General features: G+C 57.4%; 11 protein-coding genes. 8 read left to right on the top strand and 3 right to left on the bottom strand.

Translation table 11 applies throughout. The annotated features are described in order from the left end of the window. Positions 1-56 precede the first annotated feature (56 nt). Complete coding sequence (locus ACSPHG_RS01805; RefSeq protein ID WP_435951758.1) at positions 57-2621, bottom strand: ATP-binding protein; 2565 nt, start codon at positions 2619-2621, stop codon at positions 57-59. Positions 2622-2938: 317 nt separating this feature from the next. Between ACSPHG_RS01805 and ACSPHG_RS01800 the strand changes: the two genes are divergently transcribed. From ACSPHG_RS01800 to ACSPHG_RS01770, 7 genes are all read left to right on the top strand, one after another. Next, complete coding sequence (locus ACSPHG_RS01800; RefSeq protein ID WP_435951757.1) at positions 2939-4462, top strand: sugar ABC transporter ATP-binding protein; 1524 nt, start codon at positions 2939-2941, stop codon at positions 4460-4462. Beyond that, entirely contained in the window at positions 4455-5483 is a 1029-nt protein-coding gene (locus ACSPHG_RS01795; RefSeq protein WP_435951755.1) for an ABC transporter permease subunit, read from the top strand. The genes ACSPHG_RS01800 and ACSPHG_RS01795 overlap by 8 nt, the downstream gene beginning before the upstream one ends. A gap of 180 nt (positions 5484-5663) precedes the next feature. Continuing rightward, on the top strand, positions 5664-6596 hold the full coding sequence (locus ACSPHG_RS01790) for an ABC transporter substrate-binding protein (protein ID WP_435951754.1): 933 nt from the start codon (positions 5664-5666) through the stop codon (positions 6594-6596). An 84-nt stretch (positions 6597-6680) separates the two neighbouring features. Beyond that, positions 6681-7364, top strand: a complete 684-nt coding sequence (locus tag ACSPHG_RS01785; protein WP_435951752.1) for a D-lyxose/D-mannose isomerase — start codon at positions 6681-6683, stop codon at positions 7362-7364. 26 nt (positions 7365-7390) lie between these two features. Further along, complete coding sequence (locus ACSPHG_RS01780) at positions 7391-8251, top strand: ketose 1,6-bisphosphate aldolase (protein ID WP_435951750.1); 861 nt, start codon at positions 7391-7393, stop codon at positions 8249-8251. Between the two features lie 9 nt (positions 8252-8260). Next, the gene (locus tag ACSPHG_RS01775; protein ID WP_435951749.1) at positions 8261-9280 is read left to right on the top strand and encodes a carbohydrate kinase family protein; all 1020 of its coding nucleotides are present in this window, start codon (positions 8261-8263) and stop codon (positions 9278-9280) included. 317 nt (positions 9281-9597) lie between these two features. Next, positions 9598-12744 carry an autotransporter family protein gene (locus ACSPHG_RS01770; protein ID WP_435951748.1) on the top strand — a complete coding sequence of 1049 codons (3147 nt, stop codon included), beginning with the start codon at positions 9598-9600 and terminating at the stop codon, positions 12742-12744. Positions 12745-12795: 51 nt separating this feature from the next. Here the strand turns inward: ACSPHG_RS01770 and ACSPHG_RS01765 are convergent, their stop codons facing one another. Beyond that, positions 12796-13530, bottom strand: coding sequence for a response regulator (locus ACSPHG_RS01765; protein WP_435951747.1), 735 nt, complete (start codon positions 13528-13530; stop codon positions 12796-12798). A gap of 298 nt (positions 13531-13828) precedes the next feature. Here ACSPHG_RS01765 and fdhF point away from each other — a divergent pair, with 298 nt between their 5' ends. Further along, on the top strand, positions 13829-15976 hold the full coding sequence (gene fdhF, locus ACSPHG_RS01760; RefSeq protein WP_435951746.1) for a formate dehydrogenase subunit alpha: 2148 nt from the start codon (positions 13829-13831) through the stop codon (positions 15974-15976). Between the two features lie 115 nt (positions 15977-16091). Here the strand turns inward: fdhF and gltP are convergent, their stop codons facing one another. Then, positions 16092-17405 (bottom strand): glutamate/aspartate:proton symporter GltP, encoded by a 1314-nt coding sequence (gltP, locus tag ACSPHG_RS01755; RefSeq protein WP_435951745.1) that lies wholly within the window; start codon positions 17403-17405, stop codon positions 16092-16094. Positions 17406-17576 lie beyond the last annotated feature (171 nt).

The raw sequence follows: 17576 nt of genomic DNA, 5'->3' as shown, positions 1-17576 counted from the left end.
TTTTCGCGCCGAGTCAATTGCCTGAGATTGACCTTTTTGCGGATTTGTAACGCAGATTACGAATGCCACGCGCGGCGTAAAGCCTGGGCTAATTGCACCTGGTTAAACGGCTTGCGGAGCAGCTCCACGTCCGGCCGCGGCTGCCCGCTGCGCCGCAGGTCCTGGCCGCTTATCAGCAGCAAAGTGAGGTGCGGATAATGCACGCGCGCGTGGTGCAGAACGTCCGCCCCGCTCATGCTGCCCGGCAGCATAAGATCGCTTATCACGATGCTGATGTCCGGCACGTCGGCGAGCATGTGCAGCGCCTGCTGGCTGTCGCCGGTTTCCAGCGTCAGATAGCCCAGTTGGTGCAGCTGTTCGCAAAGCGTCTGGCGCACGTCGTGTTCGTCTTCGAGTACCAGCACCAGCCGGTCGTGGCTGTCGTTGGCCGCTAGCGGTTCAGGCTGCGATTCACCCACCGCTTGGGCGGGCGCTCGCGGTAGCTGTAGGCGCACCAGCGTGCCCTGCCCCGGCGCGCTTTCAATTTGCACGCGCCCGCCGGACTGGCGCACGAACCCGTAAACCATCGACAGGCCCAGCCCGCTGCCGCTGCCGGTTTGTTTAGTGGTGAAGAACGGCTCAAAGACCTGCGCTTTTACCTCCGGTGACATGCCATGCCCGCCGTCGATCACCTCCAGCGCGACCATATCCTGCCTGTCGCCTTCGGTGCGCGTGACCCGCTGGTTCCAGGTGCGGATTTTGATGCTGCCGGTCTGCCCGTCCATCGCGTCGCGGGCGTTCATTACCAGGTTGATGATGGCGTTTTCGAGCTGGTTGACGTCGATCCACGCGGGCCAGGCGGGCTGCTGCGCCTCGATCTCAAGCGTCAGCGTGGCGGGCAGCGAATGGCGGATCAGCGGGTCGAGGTTTTCCAGCAGGGTTTTCATCGCCACGGCGTGCGGATGGAGCGACTGTTTGCGCGAGAACGCCAGCAGGCGCTGGGTGAGCTGCGCGCCCCGCTCGGCGGCCTTTAAGGAACGGCTGATGCGCACCGCGTCCGGCGAGTCTGCCGATGCCAGCTCAAGGCTGCCGATAATCACCGCCAGCAGGTTGTTGAAGTCGTGCGCCAGGCCGCCCGTGAGCTGTCCGACCGCCTTCATTTTCTGGCTGTGCACCAGCGCCTCTTCCAGCGCCTTGCGCTCGCTGCGCTCCAGCACCACGTTGACCATGCCGCGCCCCGGCACCGGGCTGAAGCGCAGCTCGATGGTGCGGTTATCCGCAAGCCTTAGCTCCTGCGGTTTTGGCAGGGGGCGCGAGAGGTTTTCCAGAATGTGCTCCTGGAGCGGCGTGACCTGTTTTAACAGCCCCAGGTAATGCTGGCCGCGCTGAAGCCGTTCCGCCTGTAGCCCCAGCAGCAGCGGGTACTGCGGATTCCACACCACCAGAAAGCCGTCGTTATCGAACAGCGCAAAGCCGTCGCGCATGGCGTGGAAGGTGGTTTCCAGCTGCGTGCTTTTTTCCTTCAGCAGTTTCGAGGTGTGTTCCAAAGAGGCGGTATTGCGGGCAAAGACGTTGAACGCACGCGCCAGCTCACCAAGCTCGTCCCGCCGCTGTAGGGCAGGCACGCTGACGTCCCGCTCGCCGCGCGCAAGCCGCGTCATGGCGTGGGAAATTGCCGTCAGGTTCGAGCCGAGGTTTTTGTAGATGTACCAGCCCGCAAAGCCGGTGATCACCAGCGCCAGCAGGGCAAACAGGCCGATAAAGAAGATGATGGATTGCAGGTCTTTGTGACTTTGTTCGGTGCGGTTCAGCGACTCTTCGCCCACCTTCTGCACGTAGAGATTGATGTCCTGATTGAGAAACGCCACCAGCGCTTTGATGTGGTACATGTACCAGGAAATGCCCAAATCGCTGCTATCCAACGCCTGCGAAAGCGGCAGTAACTGCCGCAAATGTGCTGCCATTTCCTGCAATATTTCGTTTACCAGCGGCGAACCGGCGCGTGCGGGCAGCTTAGCCATTACCTCCGTAAGCTGGACGACGGTGGCTTTGGGCGAAGGCGTTTGGATGGCGATCAGGATCAGCCTGTCCATCTCCACCAGGAGCGCGGCGTCCGGCTCGCTGAGTCCGTCGCGCGCGTTGATATCCTGAATATGATGCAGATAGCTTTGGTTTTGATAGAGGGCGCTGAGCAGCGCGTTGCGCTCCAGATGGCGCCGGTGCCCCAGCTCCAGCATGCGCGTGACGCTGCTTTCCAGCTCGTTGCTGCGGTCGGTGATACGCTTTACCAGCTGCGGCTCGTGGCTGGCAAGCGGGGCTTTTGCGAGGTGGTTCAGGGAGTTTTGCAACGCCAGCTGCGTTTGCCGCAGGCGCGCCGCCTCGCTTTGGTATTCGAGCGCGCCGACAACCTGCGTCAGCCGCACCGCCGCCGTCGCCACGTTTGCGGTATCGCGCGCCAGCTCCATGCTGCCGGACATGTCGCTCAGCGTTTGCCCCTGCACCTGTTCCTGTAAGCGGCTGGCGTGTTCGAAGCCCAGCACCGCCACGCCGCAAACCATCAGCGTGACCGCCACCACCAGCAGGTTGAAGAACAGCAGGCGGCCGCGGGCGCTGGAAAAAAACGGCGTGCGGGGTAGCGGCATAGGTCACTCCAGTAGCTAAGTTTCCCCCTCACCCTAACCCTCTCCCCCAGGAGAGGGGACTGTACCGAGCCTACCTATCCCAGGAAAGTGGAACATAGGGTGTCTCACTCTCCTGGGGGAGAGGGCCGGGGTGAGGGCATCCGGTTCCAAATTTCAGTAAAGCAGCCTCCCGAACACCGCGTATCAATCCGTCACGGTAATGTGATCACGGTTAACTATTCAGCAATATGACAAATATGAACGGCTTCTGACATTTTGTGTTTACCGGCGCGTGATTGACTGATGGCAATCGTCACTTTGCCCGCAGGAGCCGCGCCATGAGCAGCGTTCCCATTTTGGAGATGCGCAATATTGCCAAGTCTTTCGGCAAGTTTTATGCGTTAAAAGGCGTCGACCTGACGGTGTTCCCCGGCGAGATTCACGCGCTGATGGGGGAAAACGGTGCCGGTAAGAGTACGCTGATGAAAATTCTTGCCGGTGCCTATACCGCGACCAGCGGCGAGATTTTAATTAACGGCGAACCTTACAGCATTAAGGGGCCGAAGGACGCGCTGAACGCCGGTATCACGCTGATTTACCAGGAGATGCAGCTTGCGCCCAACCTGACGGTGGCGGAGAACATTTTCCTCGGCAGCGAGCTGTCGAGCGGCGGCCTGGTGAAGCGTAAAGAGATGGTGTTACAGGCGCAGACCGTGATCGACCGCCTGGGCGCGCAGTTCAAAGCCAGCGATTTGGTGATGAAGCTGACCATCGCCGAGCAGCAGCAGGTGGAGATTGCCCGCGCGCTGCACCGTAACAGCCGCATTTTAGTGATGGACGAACCCACCGCCGCGCTTTCGTCCCGCGAAACGCACCGCCTGTTCGAGCTGATTATGCGGCTGCGCGACGAGGGCATGGCGATTATCTATATCAGCCACCGCATGGCGGAAGTGTACGAGTTATCGGACCGGGTTAGCGTGCTGCGCGACGGGCAGTACGTCGGCAGCCTGACGCGTGAAAACCTGAACGCCAACGAGCTGGTGCGCATGATGGTTGGCCGCCCGCTGAGCGATCTGTTCAATAAAGAGCGCGATATCCCGCTGGGCAACGCGCGCCTGAACGTTCATCACCTGACGGACGGTGCCAAAGTCCAGCCGGTGAGCTTACAGGTGCGATCCGGCGAAATCGTCGGGCTTGCAGGCCTGGTCGGCGCCGGGCGCTCCGAGCTGGCGCAGCTTATTTTTGGCGTACGCAGGTCGACCGGCGGCACGATCGAGATCGACGGCAGCCCCGTCGCTATTCATTCACCCCGTGAAGCCATCCAGCACGGCATCGGCTTTCTGACCGAAAACCGCAAAGAGCAGGGTTTATTCCTCGAGCTGGCGGCGCAGGACAACATCACCATGGCGACGCTCGAGCGCGACGCCCACTACGGCTGGCTTGACCGCAAAAAAGCCCAGACGATTTCAGACGATGCCATCAGCCTGCTGAATATTCGCGTGCCCCACGCCCAGGTGCGGGCCGGTGGGCTGTCCGGCGGCAATCAGCAAAAGCTGCTGATCTCGCGCTGGGTGGCGATCGGCCCGCGTATTTTGATCCTTGATGAGCCTACGCGCGGCGTGGACGTCGGCGCGAAAAGCGAGATCTACCGGATCATGAGCCAGATGGCGAAAAAAGGCGTGGCGATCCTGATGATCTCAAGCGAGCTGCCGGAGGTGGTCGGCATGAGCGACCGGGTGTACGTGATGCGTGAAGGGAGTATCGCCGGCGAGCTGCACGGGCCGGATATCACTCAGGAAAATATTATGACGCTGGCAACCGGCGTAGAAGATGCTCACAACAAGGGGGTTCACCATGGCTAATACTCTTGACCCGCGTAAGGGAGCGCCGGAGCCTGCGAGCACCCCGCAGCAGGTGGCAAAATCCGCTTCGCTGAAGAAAGCGCTGTTTGGCGATTTGATGCAAACCGTCGGCATCCTGCCGATTTTGATTCTGATCGTCGCCGTTTTTGGCTTTATCACGCCGAACTTTTTTACCGAATCTAACCTGCTGAACATCGCCCGCCAGTCGTCTATCAATATCGTTCTCGCCGCCGGGATGACGTTCATCATTTTGACCGGCGGCATCGACCTGTCTGTGGGGTCGATTCTGGGCACCACGGCGGTGACGGCGATGGTGGTTTCGCTGATGCCGGGCTGGGAGGCGCTGTCGATTCCCGCCGCGCTGATGATGGGCACCGGGCTTGGACTGTTCAACGGCATGCTGGTGGCCTGGGCGGGGCTGCCGCCGTTTATCGTCACGCTCGGCACCTATACCGCCCTGCGCGGCGCGGCGTATCTGCTGGCCGACGGCACGACGGTGATTAATTCCAATATCAATTTTGAGTGGATAGGCAACGCGTATCTCGGCCCGATTCCGTGGCTGGTGGTGATTGCGCTTGCGGTGATTGTGGTGTGCTGGTTCATTCTCAGGCGCACCACGCTTGGCGTCCACATTTACGCGGTGGGCGGCAATATGCAGGCCGCGCGCCTGACCGGCATCAAGGTGTGGATGGTGCTGCTGTTCGTTTACGGTATGAGCGGGCTGCTTTCCGGGCTTGGCGGGGTGATGAGCGCGTCAAGGCTGTACAGCGCCAACGGTAACCTCGGCACGGGCTACGAGCTGGACGCTATCGCGGCGGTCATTCTTGGCGGCACCAGCTTTGTGGGCGGCATCGGCACTATCACCGGCACGCTGGTTGGCGCGCTGATTATCGCCACCTTAAACAACGGCATGACGCTGATGGGCGTCTCCTACTTCTGGCAGCTGGTGATCAAGGGTGCGGTGATCATCATTGCGGTGCTGATCGATAAATACCGTACCCGCCATCACCAAAGCTCATAACACACAGCCGTAAACGGTGGATGGCGCTAACGCTTATCCACCCTACGGGTTGAGGTTTCATAGGTCGGATTAGCGATAACGCCATCCACCCTACGGGTTGGGTTTTCGTAGCTCGGATGAGCGATAGCGCTATCCGACATAAATTCAACGTTCAAGATGATAGCCAAAGAGGAAAACAACATGCGTTTAAAGCTGATAGCCGCTGCACTCCTGATAGCCAGCGCGCCGTTTGTTCAGGCTAAAGAACTGAAATCCATCGGGGTGACGGTGGGCGATCTTGCCAACCCGTTCTTCGTGCAGATTACCAAGGGCGCCGAGCTTGAGGCCCGCAAGCTGGCGGGTGACAACGTGAAGGTAACGCTGGTGTCCAGCGGCTACGATCTGGGCCAGCAGGTGTCGCAGATCGATAACTTTATTGCCGCCAAGGTGGACATGATCATTCTGAACGCCGCGGATTCGAAAGGGATCGGTCCGGCGGTGAAGCGCGCGAAAGAAGCCGGGATCGTGGTGGTGGCGGTTGACGTGGCGGCGGAGGGCGCGGACGCGACGATCACCTCGAACAACACCCAGGCGGGCGAGATGGCCTGTAAGTACATTTCGGATCGTCTAAAAGAGAAAGGCAACGTGGTGATCATCAACGGGCCGCCGGTTTCCGCCGTGCAGAACCGCGTGGAAGGTTGCCTGACCGAGTTTAAAAAGCACCCTGAGATCAAGATCCTTTCCTCTAACCAGAACGCCAAAGGCAGCCGCGAAGGTGGCCTTGAAGTGATGACGTCGCTGCTGGCGGCCAATCCGAAGATCGACGGCGTGTTTGCCATCAACGATCCGACGGCGATCGGTGCCGATCTGGCGGCTAAGCAGGCCCAGCGCAACGAGTTCTTTATCGTCGGCGTGGACGGCAGCCCGGATGCAGAAGAAGCCCTGAAGCGCGGCGGCAATACGCTGTTCGTGGCAACACCTGCCCAGGACCCGCAGGTGATGGCGGCGAAGGCGGTGGAAATCGGCTATGACATTCTGCAGGGCAAGCCCGCGCCGAAAGAGCCGGTGCTGATCCCGGTGACGATGATCGATAAGAACAATATCGGCACCTATAAGGGTTGGACGGTGAAATAGTTTTCACATTGGCATTGGACGCCCTCATCCCGGCCCTCTCCCACGGGGAGAGGGTAAGGGTGAGGGGAAACCAGAGGAGGCACCATGAAACGCTCCGAAGTGAACCAGATCCTGACCCAGACGCGCCATTTCTTTATGCAGCACGACGTTCATCTGCCGCCGTTCGCCTCTTATGAGCGAGTCAAATGGCAGCAGCTGGATAAAACGCTTTGGCAGGAAGTCTTCGACCTGAAGCTCGGCTGGGACGTGACGGCGTTTGGCGGCCAGGATTTCCCCGCTCAGGGGCTGACGCTGTTCACTTTGCGCAACGGTTCGCCGGACGGTGCGCCCTACCCAAAAAGCTACGCTGAAAAAATCATGCACGTCCGCGAGGGCCAGCTTACGCCGATGCATTTCCACTGGCGCAAGCGGGAGGACATTATCAATCGCGGCGGCGGCAACCTGATCGTCGAACTGTGGAATGCCGACCCGTTCGAACAGCCCGAAGAAACGAACGTGACGGTGGTGATTGACGGCTGCCGCCAGACCCACGCGGCGGGCAGCCAGCTGCGCCTGTCACCGGGGGAAAGTATCTGCCTCGTTCCGGGGGTTTATCACAGCTTCTGGGGCGAGCCGGGCTACGGCGATGTGCTGGTCGGCGAAGTGTCGATGGTCAATGACGACGACCGCGACAACCGTTTCCTGAAGCCACTCGAGCGTTTTAATAGTATCAGCGAGGACGAACCGGCGCGGCTGCTGCTGTGCAACGAGTATCGCCATCACCTTTAATTTTGCCCAACACCAGGGGACGTAATATGGCTTTGATTTCGCTTGCCGACGGGCTGGCCCACGCTCGTGCCAACGGGTATGCGCTGGGTGCTTTTAACGTGCTCGACAGCCATTTTTTGCGCGCGCTGTTTGCCGCCGCAAAACAGGAAAACTCGCCGTTTATTATTAATATTGCCGAGGTGCATTTTAAATATATTTCGCTGGATTCACTGGTCGAGGCCGTTAAATTCGAAGCGGCGCACCACGACATTCCGGTGGTGCTCAATCTCGATCACGGCCTGCATTTTGAAGCCGTGGTGCGCGCTCTGCGGCTAGGTTTTAGCTCGGTGATGTTCGATGGTTCTACACTTGAGTATGAGGAGAACGTTCGGCAGACCCGCGAGGTGGTGAAAATGTGCCACGCGGTTGGCGTTTCCGTTGAGGCCGAACTGGGCGCGGTGGGCGGCGACGAGGGCGGCGCGCTGTATGGTGAAGCCGACAGCAATAAGTTTACCGACCCACGCGTTGCGCGAGATTTCGTCGACCGCACCGGCATCGACACGCTGGCCGTCGCTATCGGCAACGCGCACGGCAAATACAAAGGCGAGCCGAAGCTCGATTTCGACCGCCTCGCCGCCATTCGCCAGCAAACGGGCTTACCGCTGGTGCTGCACGGCGGATCGGGCATCAGCGACGAGGATTTCCGCAGGGCGATTGCGCAAGGCATCCATAAAATTAATTTTTACACCGGCATGTCCCAGGCCGCGCTTGGCGCGGTGGAGCAGCGGATGAACCAGCGTCACGCGATTTATGACGAGTTCGCCGAGCTGCTGCTGGGCATTGAAGAGGCGATTACGGACGTCGTCGCGCGGCAGATGCAGATTTTTGGCAGTTCGGGTAAGGCTTAAGGAGTTGCTATGACAGAGCGCAGCGGAATTATCGCCGCCGGAAATATGCTGGTCGACCACGTGCATCAGATCGTGCAGTGGCCGCAGCGCGGGTGGCTGGCAGAAATCGTCCACAGCGAACGTTCGACGGGCGGCGCGCCGCTGAACGTGCTGCTGACGCTGGCAAAAATGCACGTCGGCCTGCCGCTGCAGGCGGTGGGGCTGGTGGGCGACGATCACGACGGCGATTACATTATGGCGATGCTCGACCAGTATCACGTGAACCGCCAACACGTGCACCGCACCACTTTTGCGCCAACGTCGATGTCGCAGGTGATGACCGACCCCAGCGGCCAGCGCACGTTTTTCCATTCGCCAGGCGCAAACCGCCTGCTCGATCTGCCCGCCTTCGACGGCCTGGAATCCTCTTTTAAAATCTTCCACCTGGGCTATTTGCTGCTGCTGGATAGCCTGGATATGGAGGACGCGGAGTACGGCACGCGCAGCGCGCGGCTGCTGGCCCAGATGTCGCAGCTGGGCTATGAAACCTCGCTGGATTTGGTGTCGCGGCAGGGCGATCCGCGCTATCGCCCGATGGTGCTCCCTGCCCTGCGCTGGCTGGACTATCTGGTGATTAACGAGCTGGAGGCCGGTGAATTTAGCGGGCTGGCGATCCGTAAAAATGACGGCTCGCCGCACGTTGAGCATATCGCCGAGGCCGCGAAGCTGCTGCTTGAGTCAGGGGTGCGGCAGCGCGTCGTGATCCACTGTCCGGAAGGGGCATGGGGCGTGGAAGCCAATGGCGAAGGGGCATGGGTGCCCTCTTTCCGTTTATCTGCGGAGGAAATTGTTGGCAGCGTAGGCGCGGGCGACGCGTTTTGCGCCGGAATATTATACGGCTGCCATGAAAAATGGACGTTAACGGACAGCCTGAAGCTGGCCCACGCCTGCGCACGGGCAAATCTTTTATGTGCTAATGCGATTGACGGCGCAAAAACGCTGGCAGAATTAAAAATCTTTATTAACGAGAAAAGGCTTGACGTTTCCTAAGCGCGGCTGGTCGCTTATTACGTGTTTTTTAATTCCTGTATTATAAGTAAGCGCTAACCCCTCCCTTTAAACGAATTATATTAGCCCCGCTAAATATTATATTAAGCAATTGAATAATATAAAATTGGTTATATCAATAAGATTTTTTATATTATTACCTCAGCCTATGAGTTATAAACTAATATCTCTTATTCTTAGATATCTCTATTAGAAATAATATTTTTAAAATATCATCATTGAAGGAGTCCGAATAAATGACGGCGTCTTGGCGCTCGAATTAAAGGACTATAGAAGTGAGCCAAAATGGAATTTAAAAAATGGATACTATTATTTCTCCACCCAGTAAGTTTCGTAAACATCTTTTAGCCAGCCTCATTTGCACCAGCCTCTTCACCGTACCGGAAACCGCCCTTGCTCAGGGACAGGTTTCAGTGAAAGGCGGCGAAGTCTCAATTTCCGACATTTCTGTCGAAACCACTGAAGACAGTAAGTCTGCGGTTATCAGCGATGGTGAAGTTCTGGATAGCTTAGCCTCGCTGACAAACGTCGAAGTTAAGGCACAGGGCATCAACGCTGCAGGCCTTTCAGCCCTTAACGGAGGTAGAATTAACGTTAATGGGGGTACGGTAACGACGCAGAACAGTGTTGCTATAGAGGCCGTTAACGGTGGCAAAATTGATGTTAACGGCACGGCTGTCAGCAACGCAGGTGTGGGCAAATCAATTATTGATATTCGTGGCGAAGGATCGCAGTTTACGGGTTCAGGCCTCACCCTCACCAATACTGGAGCCAGTGCTAAAGGCATTTCTGTTTCAAACAAAGCTTCCGTTACTCTCAGCGACATTGAACTAAATCTGGCTAACGGATCAAATGGCCTGCACGTTGACAAAGCCGATCTGACCATCAACAGCCTCACCCTCAATCAGTCTTCAGTGAATTCGCAAAACGTCGTTTACGTCAGTGGTGATGCCACTAAAGAAGCGACGATTACGCTAAATGATAGCAACGTACAGGCAAGCGGCGCCAATGACACCCTGATTAACGCTAATATTTACAGCCATGTTACGCTGGATAGAGGCGAATATAAAACGACGGGTGATTACTTCTCGGCTATATATGCGGCGACAAACACTGGCAAAGTTGACGCCAGCAATGTTGCGATCTCGACTGAGGGCAATACATCACACGGAGCTGATATCCGTGGCAGTATGTCCATCAATAACAGCAGCGTTTCGACAACGGGTTCAGATGCCCATGCGCTATACAGCGAAGGCTCGCTGAACGCCGACACGGTTAGGCTCGTGACCGAAGGTTCGGATTCTGGAGCCATGGTAGCGGCTCGCGGCGGCTCTCTGACGCTGAAAACAGGCACGGCCAGAACCACTGGCGCACGAGGGTATGGGGCAATCAACTTTGCCGACTCCACTATCAACGCCAGCGACATGACCATTGATACCGAGGGTGACGGCTCCCATGCGCTGCTGGCTTACAGCGGCAGCAATACAACGTTATCCAACGTCCAGGTTAAGGCTAACGGGATTAATAGCGTCGGCCTGTTTGCACAGGGTGATTTGAATAAAAATTCCGAAACCACCGTTAACCTGCAAAAGACCCATCTTTCCGCCACGCACCATCAGGCGATGAATGCCACAGGTGCCAATCTCACCGTTAACCTGACAGAGGGCTCAAGCGTAAGCAGCGGCAACGGGCAGCTTATTACCGTGCGTGACAACAAGTCCGGGACCAGCGACGTTGGCTCTACGGTTCGCCTGAACGCAGACGGCAAATCAGCCCTGACGGGCGATATTTTGACTGAAGCCGGCAACTCAACGGTGGATGTGAGCCTCAGCGATGATTCGACCTGGACAGGTTCTTCAGCCAAAACCAACAGCATTAATATTGATACCACCAGCCTGTGGGATATGACCACCAGCTCGGCGGTGAATGCGCTAAACAACAACGGTTCAGTGAATTTCCGCTCGCAAAGCAACGGCTTCTCAACGCTGACCATTAATAACGATCTTACCGGTTCCGGCAGCTTTAATATCAATACTCATCTGGGCGACGATTCGTCCCCTACCGATAAAATTGATGTAAAAGGTAATGTCGACGGCAACTTCACACTGGCAATAAATAACGCGGGCGGCAGCGGCGCGCTCACCACCGGTGATGGTATTGAAGTGGTGAATATCGACGGCAGCGCGAAAGGCACCTTTGCCCTGTCTGAGCGCGTGGCCGCAGGCGCATACGAGTACCAGATTGCCCAAGGCGGAAGCCAGGACAGCAATGACTGGTATTTACGCTCTACCTATCTGGCACCAGATCCAAATCCGGATACAGACCCTGATACCGGTACCGATCCTGACAATGGCTCCGGCACCGATCCTGACAACGGCTCCGGTACCGATCCTGACAATGGCTCCGGCACCGATCCTGACAACGGCTCCGGCACCGATCCTGACAACGGCTCCGGCACCAATCCTGACAACGGCTCCGGTTCCAATCCTGATAATGGTTCAGGTACTAACCCTAATAATGGTTCCGGCACAAACGGCGATCCAACGCCATGGCGTGCGGAAGTCACAGGCTACATCGCCGCTCCTTGGCTTGTTCAACGCTATGCCTTCGATACCCTGGGGACTTACCACCAGCGCACCGGCGGTGATATCCATCATAAAGACGGCGCATGGGGACTGACGCGCGGTAGCCACCTGGAAGCCGACAGCGGTCGATTCGGTTATGACTCAGACTCATGGTTCGTGCAGTTTGGTACCGATGTCTGGGAAAAAGACAACCAGCGTGCGGGCGTGATGCTGACGCTGGGTACCATCCAGACGGACGTTACCGATTCAGGCCGCGCGGTTAATAAAAATCTGTCCGTCGATACCGGCTCGATTGATACCTCTGCCTACAGCCTTGGCGGCTATTACACCGCAATGGGCGATGACGGTGCTTACCTTGACATCGTAGGCCAGGCATCCTGGTACGAAAACGACTACCAAAGCACGGTGTCTGCCAAGCAGCATGGCTACGGTGCCGCCGCGTCTGCGGAAGTCGGCAAACCGTTCCAGCTGTATCAGGACTGGCATATTGAGCCACAGCTACAGGCGAGACTGCAGTATATGCACCTTGCGGAATTCAACGATGGTATCAGCGATGTGTCCGGTTCATCTGATACGGTAGGCGAACTTCGCGCAGGTGCCCGTCTGTTCCTGGCGCAGCCAGAATTTACGCCATACGTCATCGGCAACGTGGTTCAGGCGGTCGGCAAAGAGCCGGATGTCACCATTGGTGGTCAGAAAGTACGTGCTGAGTTTGGCGACGACTACTGGCAGACCGGCGTTGGCCTCAATGCTTCGCTGAATAGCAGCACCTCGGTTTATATCGACGGCCGCTACCAGAAGACGTTTGACGGCTCGCAGCAGGGTTACAACGGCAACATCGGTGTGAAAGCCACCTTCTAAAACGTGCTCGGGGGAAACATTGCGTTTCCCCCTTTTTTTAACCTTCTCTATTTACGCCGCGTTGTGCTCTTCCTGAATAATATCTGCCGCAAAGACATACCCCACGCCGCGTATCGTGCGGATTAGCGTCGGCTGATGCGGGTTCACTTCTATTTTCCTGCGCAGGCGCATGATTAATACATCGATCGTCCTGTCGAAAACCTCCATCGATTCACTGTGCGTTAGCTCAAGCAGCCTTTCGCGCGACAGCACCCTGCGGGCGTTTTGCACCAGCGCCAGCAGCAGGCCGTATTCCCCCTGCGTGAGGTCCACCTGTTCCTGCCGGGCGTTAAAAAGCTGACAGCGATCGGTATCCAACCGCCAGCCGTTGAAATGTAACCCGCTGGTTTTTGCGGCGGGCGTGTCGACGGCCAGCGCGCCGCTACGCCGCAGCACGGCCTTCACCCGCGCGACCACGACCCGCGGGTTAAACGGCTTGGCGATGTAATCATCCGCGCCCATTTCCAGCCCCACTACAACGTCAGATTCGCTGCCCAGCCCCGTCAGCATCACCACCGGGAGTTCGGGCCGCAGCCGCTGGACCTGCTGGAGCACCTGTAGCCCGTTGATATCCGGCAGCATCATGTCCAGCAGCACCAGCGCGACGGCGGGCCGCTCGGCGATGGCGGTGAGCGCCTGGTTGCCGGTGTGGGTGACCAGCACGTCAAAGACATGTTCGTTGAGAGTGTCGCGCAGCACGTCGCAGATTGCCGGGTCGTCATCCACCACCAGAATTGCAGGTTTCATCGTTGTTCTCCGTGGGGATGCAGGGCCATAGGGTAAGTGTGAGCGATTGTTGATGGAGTACCGCATAAAAGACAAATGCCCATGCTGAAATTTCAATCAGCGTCACAAACGGCAGCCGCCTCGACACGTCACTTTTGACGATGTCCTGCTTTTCGTCAGGGTTTTGCGGTGTTTCTGCCCGTACTATCGTGCTTATAACCCCTACGTTTTATATGGCATAGAAAATGCATTAAGGGGGCAGATGTGACGAAAACTTCTGCTGTCACACACCGATAACAGCATTGACTGGAGCAACACGATGAAAAAAGTCGTCACGGTTTGCCCCTATTGCGCCTCGGGTTGCAAGATAAACCTGGTGGTCGATAACGGCAAAATCGTCAAGGCGGAGGGCGCTCAGGGTAAAACCAATCAGGGCGATCTGTGCCTGAAAGGCTATTACGGCTGGGATTTTATTAATGACACTAAAATCCTCACCCCGCGTCTGAAATCCCCGATGATTCGTCGCCAGAAGGGCGGCAAGCTCGAAAACGTTTCCTGGGACGAGGCGCTTAACTACGTCGCCACCCGCTTAAGCGAAATCAAAGCCAAGCACGGCCCTGATGCCATCATGACCACCGGCTCATCCCGTGGTACCGGCAACGAAACTAACTATGTAATGCAGAAATTTGCGCGCGCCGTTATTGGTACCAATAACGTCGACTGCTGCGCTCGCGTCTGACACGGCCCATCGGTTGCAGGTCTGCACCAGTCGGTCGGTAACGGCGCTATGAGCAACTCAATCGTCGAGATTGAGGATACCGATTTAGTCTTTGTATTCGGGTATAACCCGGCTGATTCACACCCTATCGTCGCCAACCGCGTAATTCGCGCGAAGCAGAAAGGGGCGCAAATCATCGTTATCGATCCGCGTAAAATTGAAACTGCGCGCATCGCCGACCTGCATTTGCAGTTAAAAAATGGCTCGAACATCGCCCTGCTGAACGCCATCGGGCATGTAATCATCGAAGAAAATCTTTACGACCAGGCCTTCGTGGCCGCGCGTACCGAAGGCTTTGATGAGTACAAAAAAATCGTTGCGGGCTACACGCCGGAATCGGTTGAGGAAATCACCGGCCTGAAGGCCGCCGATATCCGCACCGCCGCGCGGATGTATGCGAAGGCGAAAACCGCGACCATTCTGTGGGGCATGGGCGTGACCCAGTTCTATCAGGGCGTGGAAACCGTGCGTTCGCTGACGAGCCTTGCGCTAATGACCGGCAACCTGGGGAAAGCCAACGTCGGCGTGAACCCGGTGCGTGGGCAAAATAACGTGCAGGGCGCGTGCGACATGGGCGCGCTGCCGGACACCTATCCGGGCTATCAGTACGTTAAGAACCCGGAAGATCGGGCGAAGTTTGCCAAAGCCTGGGGCGTTGAGTCGTTGCCCGCGCATACCGGCTATCGCATCAGCGAGCTGCCGCACCGCGTGGCGCACGGCGAGGTGCACGCGGCGTACATCATGGGTGAAGATCCGCTGCAAACGGACGCCGAGCTTTCCGCCGTGCGTCAGGCGTTTGCTGACCTTGAGCTGGTGATCGTGCAGGACATCTTTATGACCAAAACCGCGTCGGCCGCCGATGTGATTTTGCCGTCCACCTCTTGGGGTGAACATGAAGGTGTTTACACCGCCGCGGACCGTGGCTTCCAGCGCTTCTTTAAGGCGGTTGAGCCGAAGTGGGATCTGAAAACGGACTGGCAAATCATCAGCGAAATCGCCACCCGCATGGGCTATGCGATGCACTACAGCAACACCCAGGAAATCTGGGACGAGCTGCGCGGCCTGTGCCCGGATTTCTATGGCGCAACCTACGAGAAGATGGGCGAACTGGGCTATATCCAGTGGCCGTGCCGGGACGTTGATGCATCAGACCAGGGGACGTCGTTCCTTTATGACGGCAGGTTCGACCGTGAAAACGGCCTGGGGGAGTTCTTCACCTGCGACTGGGCACCGCCAATTGACCGCGTGACCGAAGAGTACCCGATGGTGCTTTCCACGGTGCGCGAGGTTGGGCACTACTCCTGCCGTTCGATGACAGGGAACTGTGCCGCGCTTGCAGCACTCGCGGACGAGCCGGGCTACGCGCAGATCCACATCGACGACGCCGCACGCCTGGGCATTGAAGACGAGGCGCTGGTTTGGGTGCATTCGCGTAAAGGGAAGGTCATCACGCGAGCCAACGTGAGCGAGCGTCCTAATAAAGGTGCGGTGTACATGACCTACCAGTGGTGGATTGGGGCCTGTAACGAGCTGGTGACGGAGAACCTCAGCCCGATTACCAAAACGCCGGAGTACAAGTATTGCGCCGTGCGGGTAGAGCCGATTGCCGATCAGCGCGCCGCCGAGCAGTATGTGATTGATGAGTACAGCAAGTTGAAGGCCAGCCTGCGCGAGAGCGCGGCGGGTTGATGTAAAGTCGGGAAGCGAGCGTCGGGTGACGCTTCGCTTACCCGACCTACGTTAGACCGGATGATTGTAGGGTGGATAAGCGCATGCGCCATCCACCTTATTATCTTTCGTCGCTCTAGCTGTTCGCCTTATTGGAAAACTTGCCCAACATTTCCCGCTCGTAGGCAGCCGCTTTTTTACTGTCGAACTTGTGTTCCCACTTTGCAATAACCAGCACCGCCAGCGCATTGCCCACCACGTTCAACGCCGTACGCGCCATATCAAGGATACGGTCTACGCCTGCGATAAACGCCAGGCCTTCCAACGGGATCCCCACGCTGCCAAGCGTTGCCAGCAGCACCACAAACGACACGCCCGGCACGCCCGCGATGCCCTTCGACGTCACCATCAGCGTCAGCACCAGAATAATTTCCTGGCCCAGCGACAGCTCGATGCCGTACAGCTGCGCGATAAAGATTGCCGCAATGCTCTGGTAGAGCGTCGAACCGTCGAGGTTGAACGAGTAGCCCGTTGGCACCACGAAGCTGGTGATCGACGCCGGTGCGCCGTAGGCTTCCATTTTCTCGATGATGCGCGGCAGAACGCTTTCGGAGCTTGCCGTCGAGTACGCCAGAATCAGCTCGTCTTTAAGAATGCGCATCAGAATGGTGATCTTCAGCCCGCACAGGCGAGCCACCGCGCCCAGCACGATGAAAGCAAAGAACAGGATCGCGAAGTAAACCAGCAGCACCAGCTTGGCGAGCGGCCACAGCGACGCGAAACCGAAGTTTGCCACCGTCACGGAGATCAGCGCAAAGACGCCAATCGGCGCATAGCGCATCACCATATGGGTGACTTTAAACATGGTTTCGGAAATGGAGCGGAACACGGTGACCAGCGGCTCGCGATGCGTTGCCGGCAGCGATGACAGGCCAAGGCCGAACAGCACCGAGAAGAAGATAATCGGCAGCATGTCGCCCTTCGCCATCGACGCCACGATGTTGGTCGGTACGAGAGAAAGAATGGTGCCCATCAGCCCGTGGGCATGGCTCTGGACGTCTTCGGCAGTATGCTGGTATTTCGAAATATCCACGGTAGCAAGCTGCGACATATCAATGCCGTGCCCCGGTTGAAACACATTCGCCAGGGTGATGCCCAGGATAATGGCAACCGTCGTGATCACTTCGAAATAGAGAATGGTTTTCGCGCCGATCCGTCCAAGCTGTTTAGCATCGCCAACCCCGGCAATGCCCACCACCAGCGTGGAGATAACAATCGGTACAACAATCATTTTGATCAGGTGAATGAAGATATCACCGGCCGGAGAGAGCAGATTGCTGATGAGCCACTCACGGCTATCACTTTGATAATGCAGTACGCTTCCTAGCGCGATACCCAGCACCAGCGCCAGCAGTATCTGCCAGGCGAGGCTGACCTTTGGTTGTTTCATAACGATTTTATTCCTCAATAAAACGCCGTTCCCACGCTGAAACTTATGAGAACGTCACAAACTGAAAGGGGTACGACAAACGTCAGGAGTTACGAGGGGCAATTTTTCAGCGGCGTTATGAGTACCATTTGTACGGCGTGCTGTGCAAGCCTGTCTTTTCAGGGATATTCA

Origin of the sequence: Dryocola baronae (assembly GCF_051297175.1) — a bacterium.
Taxonomy (GTDB): Bacteria; Pseudomonadota; Gammaproteobacteria; order Enterobacterales; family Enterobacteriaceae; genus Dryocola.
Note: the sequence above shows the minus strand (reverse complement) of the source record. Positions and strands in the feature narration are given on the sequence as shown.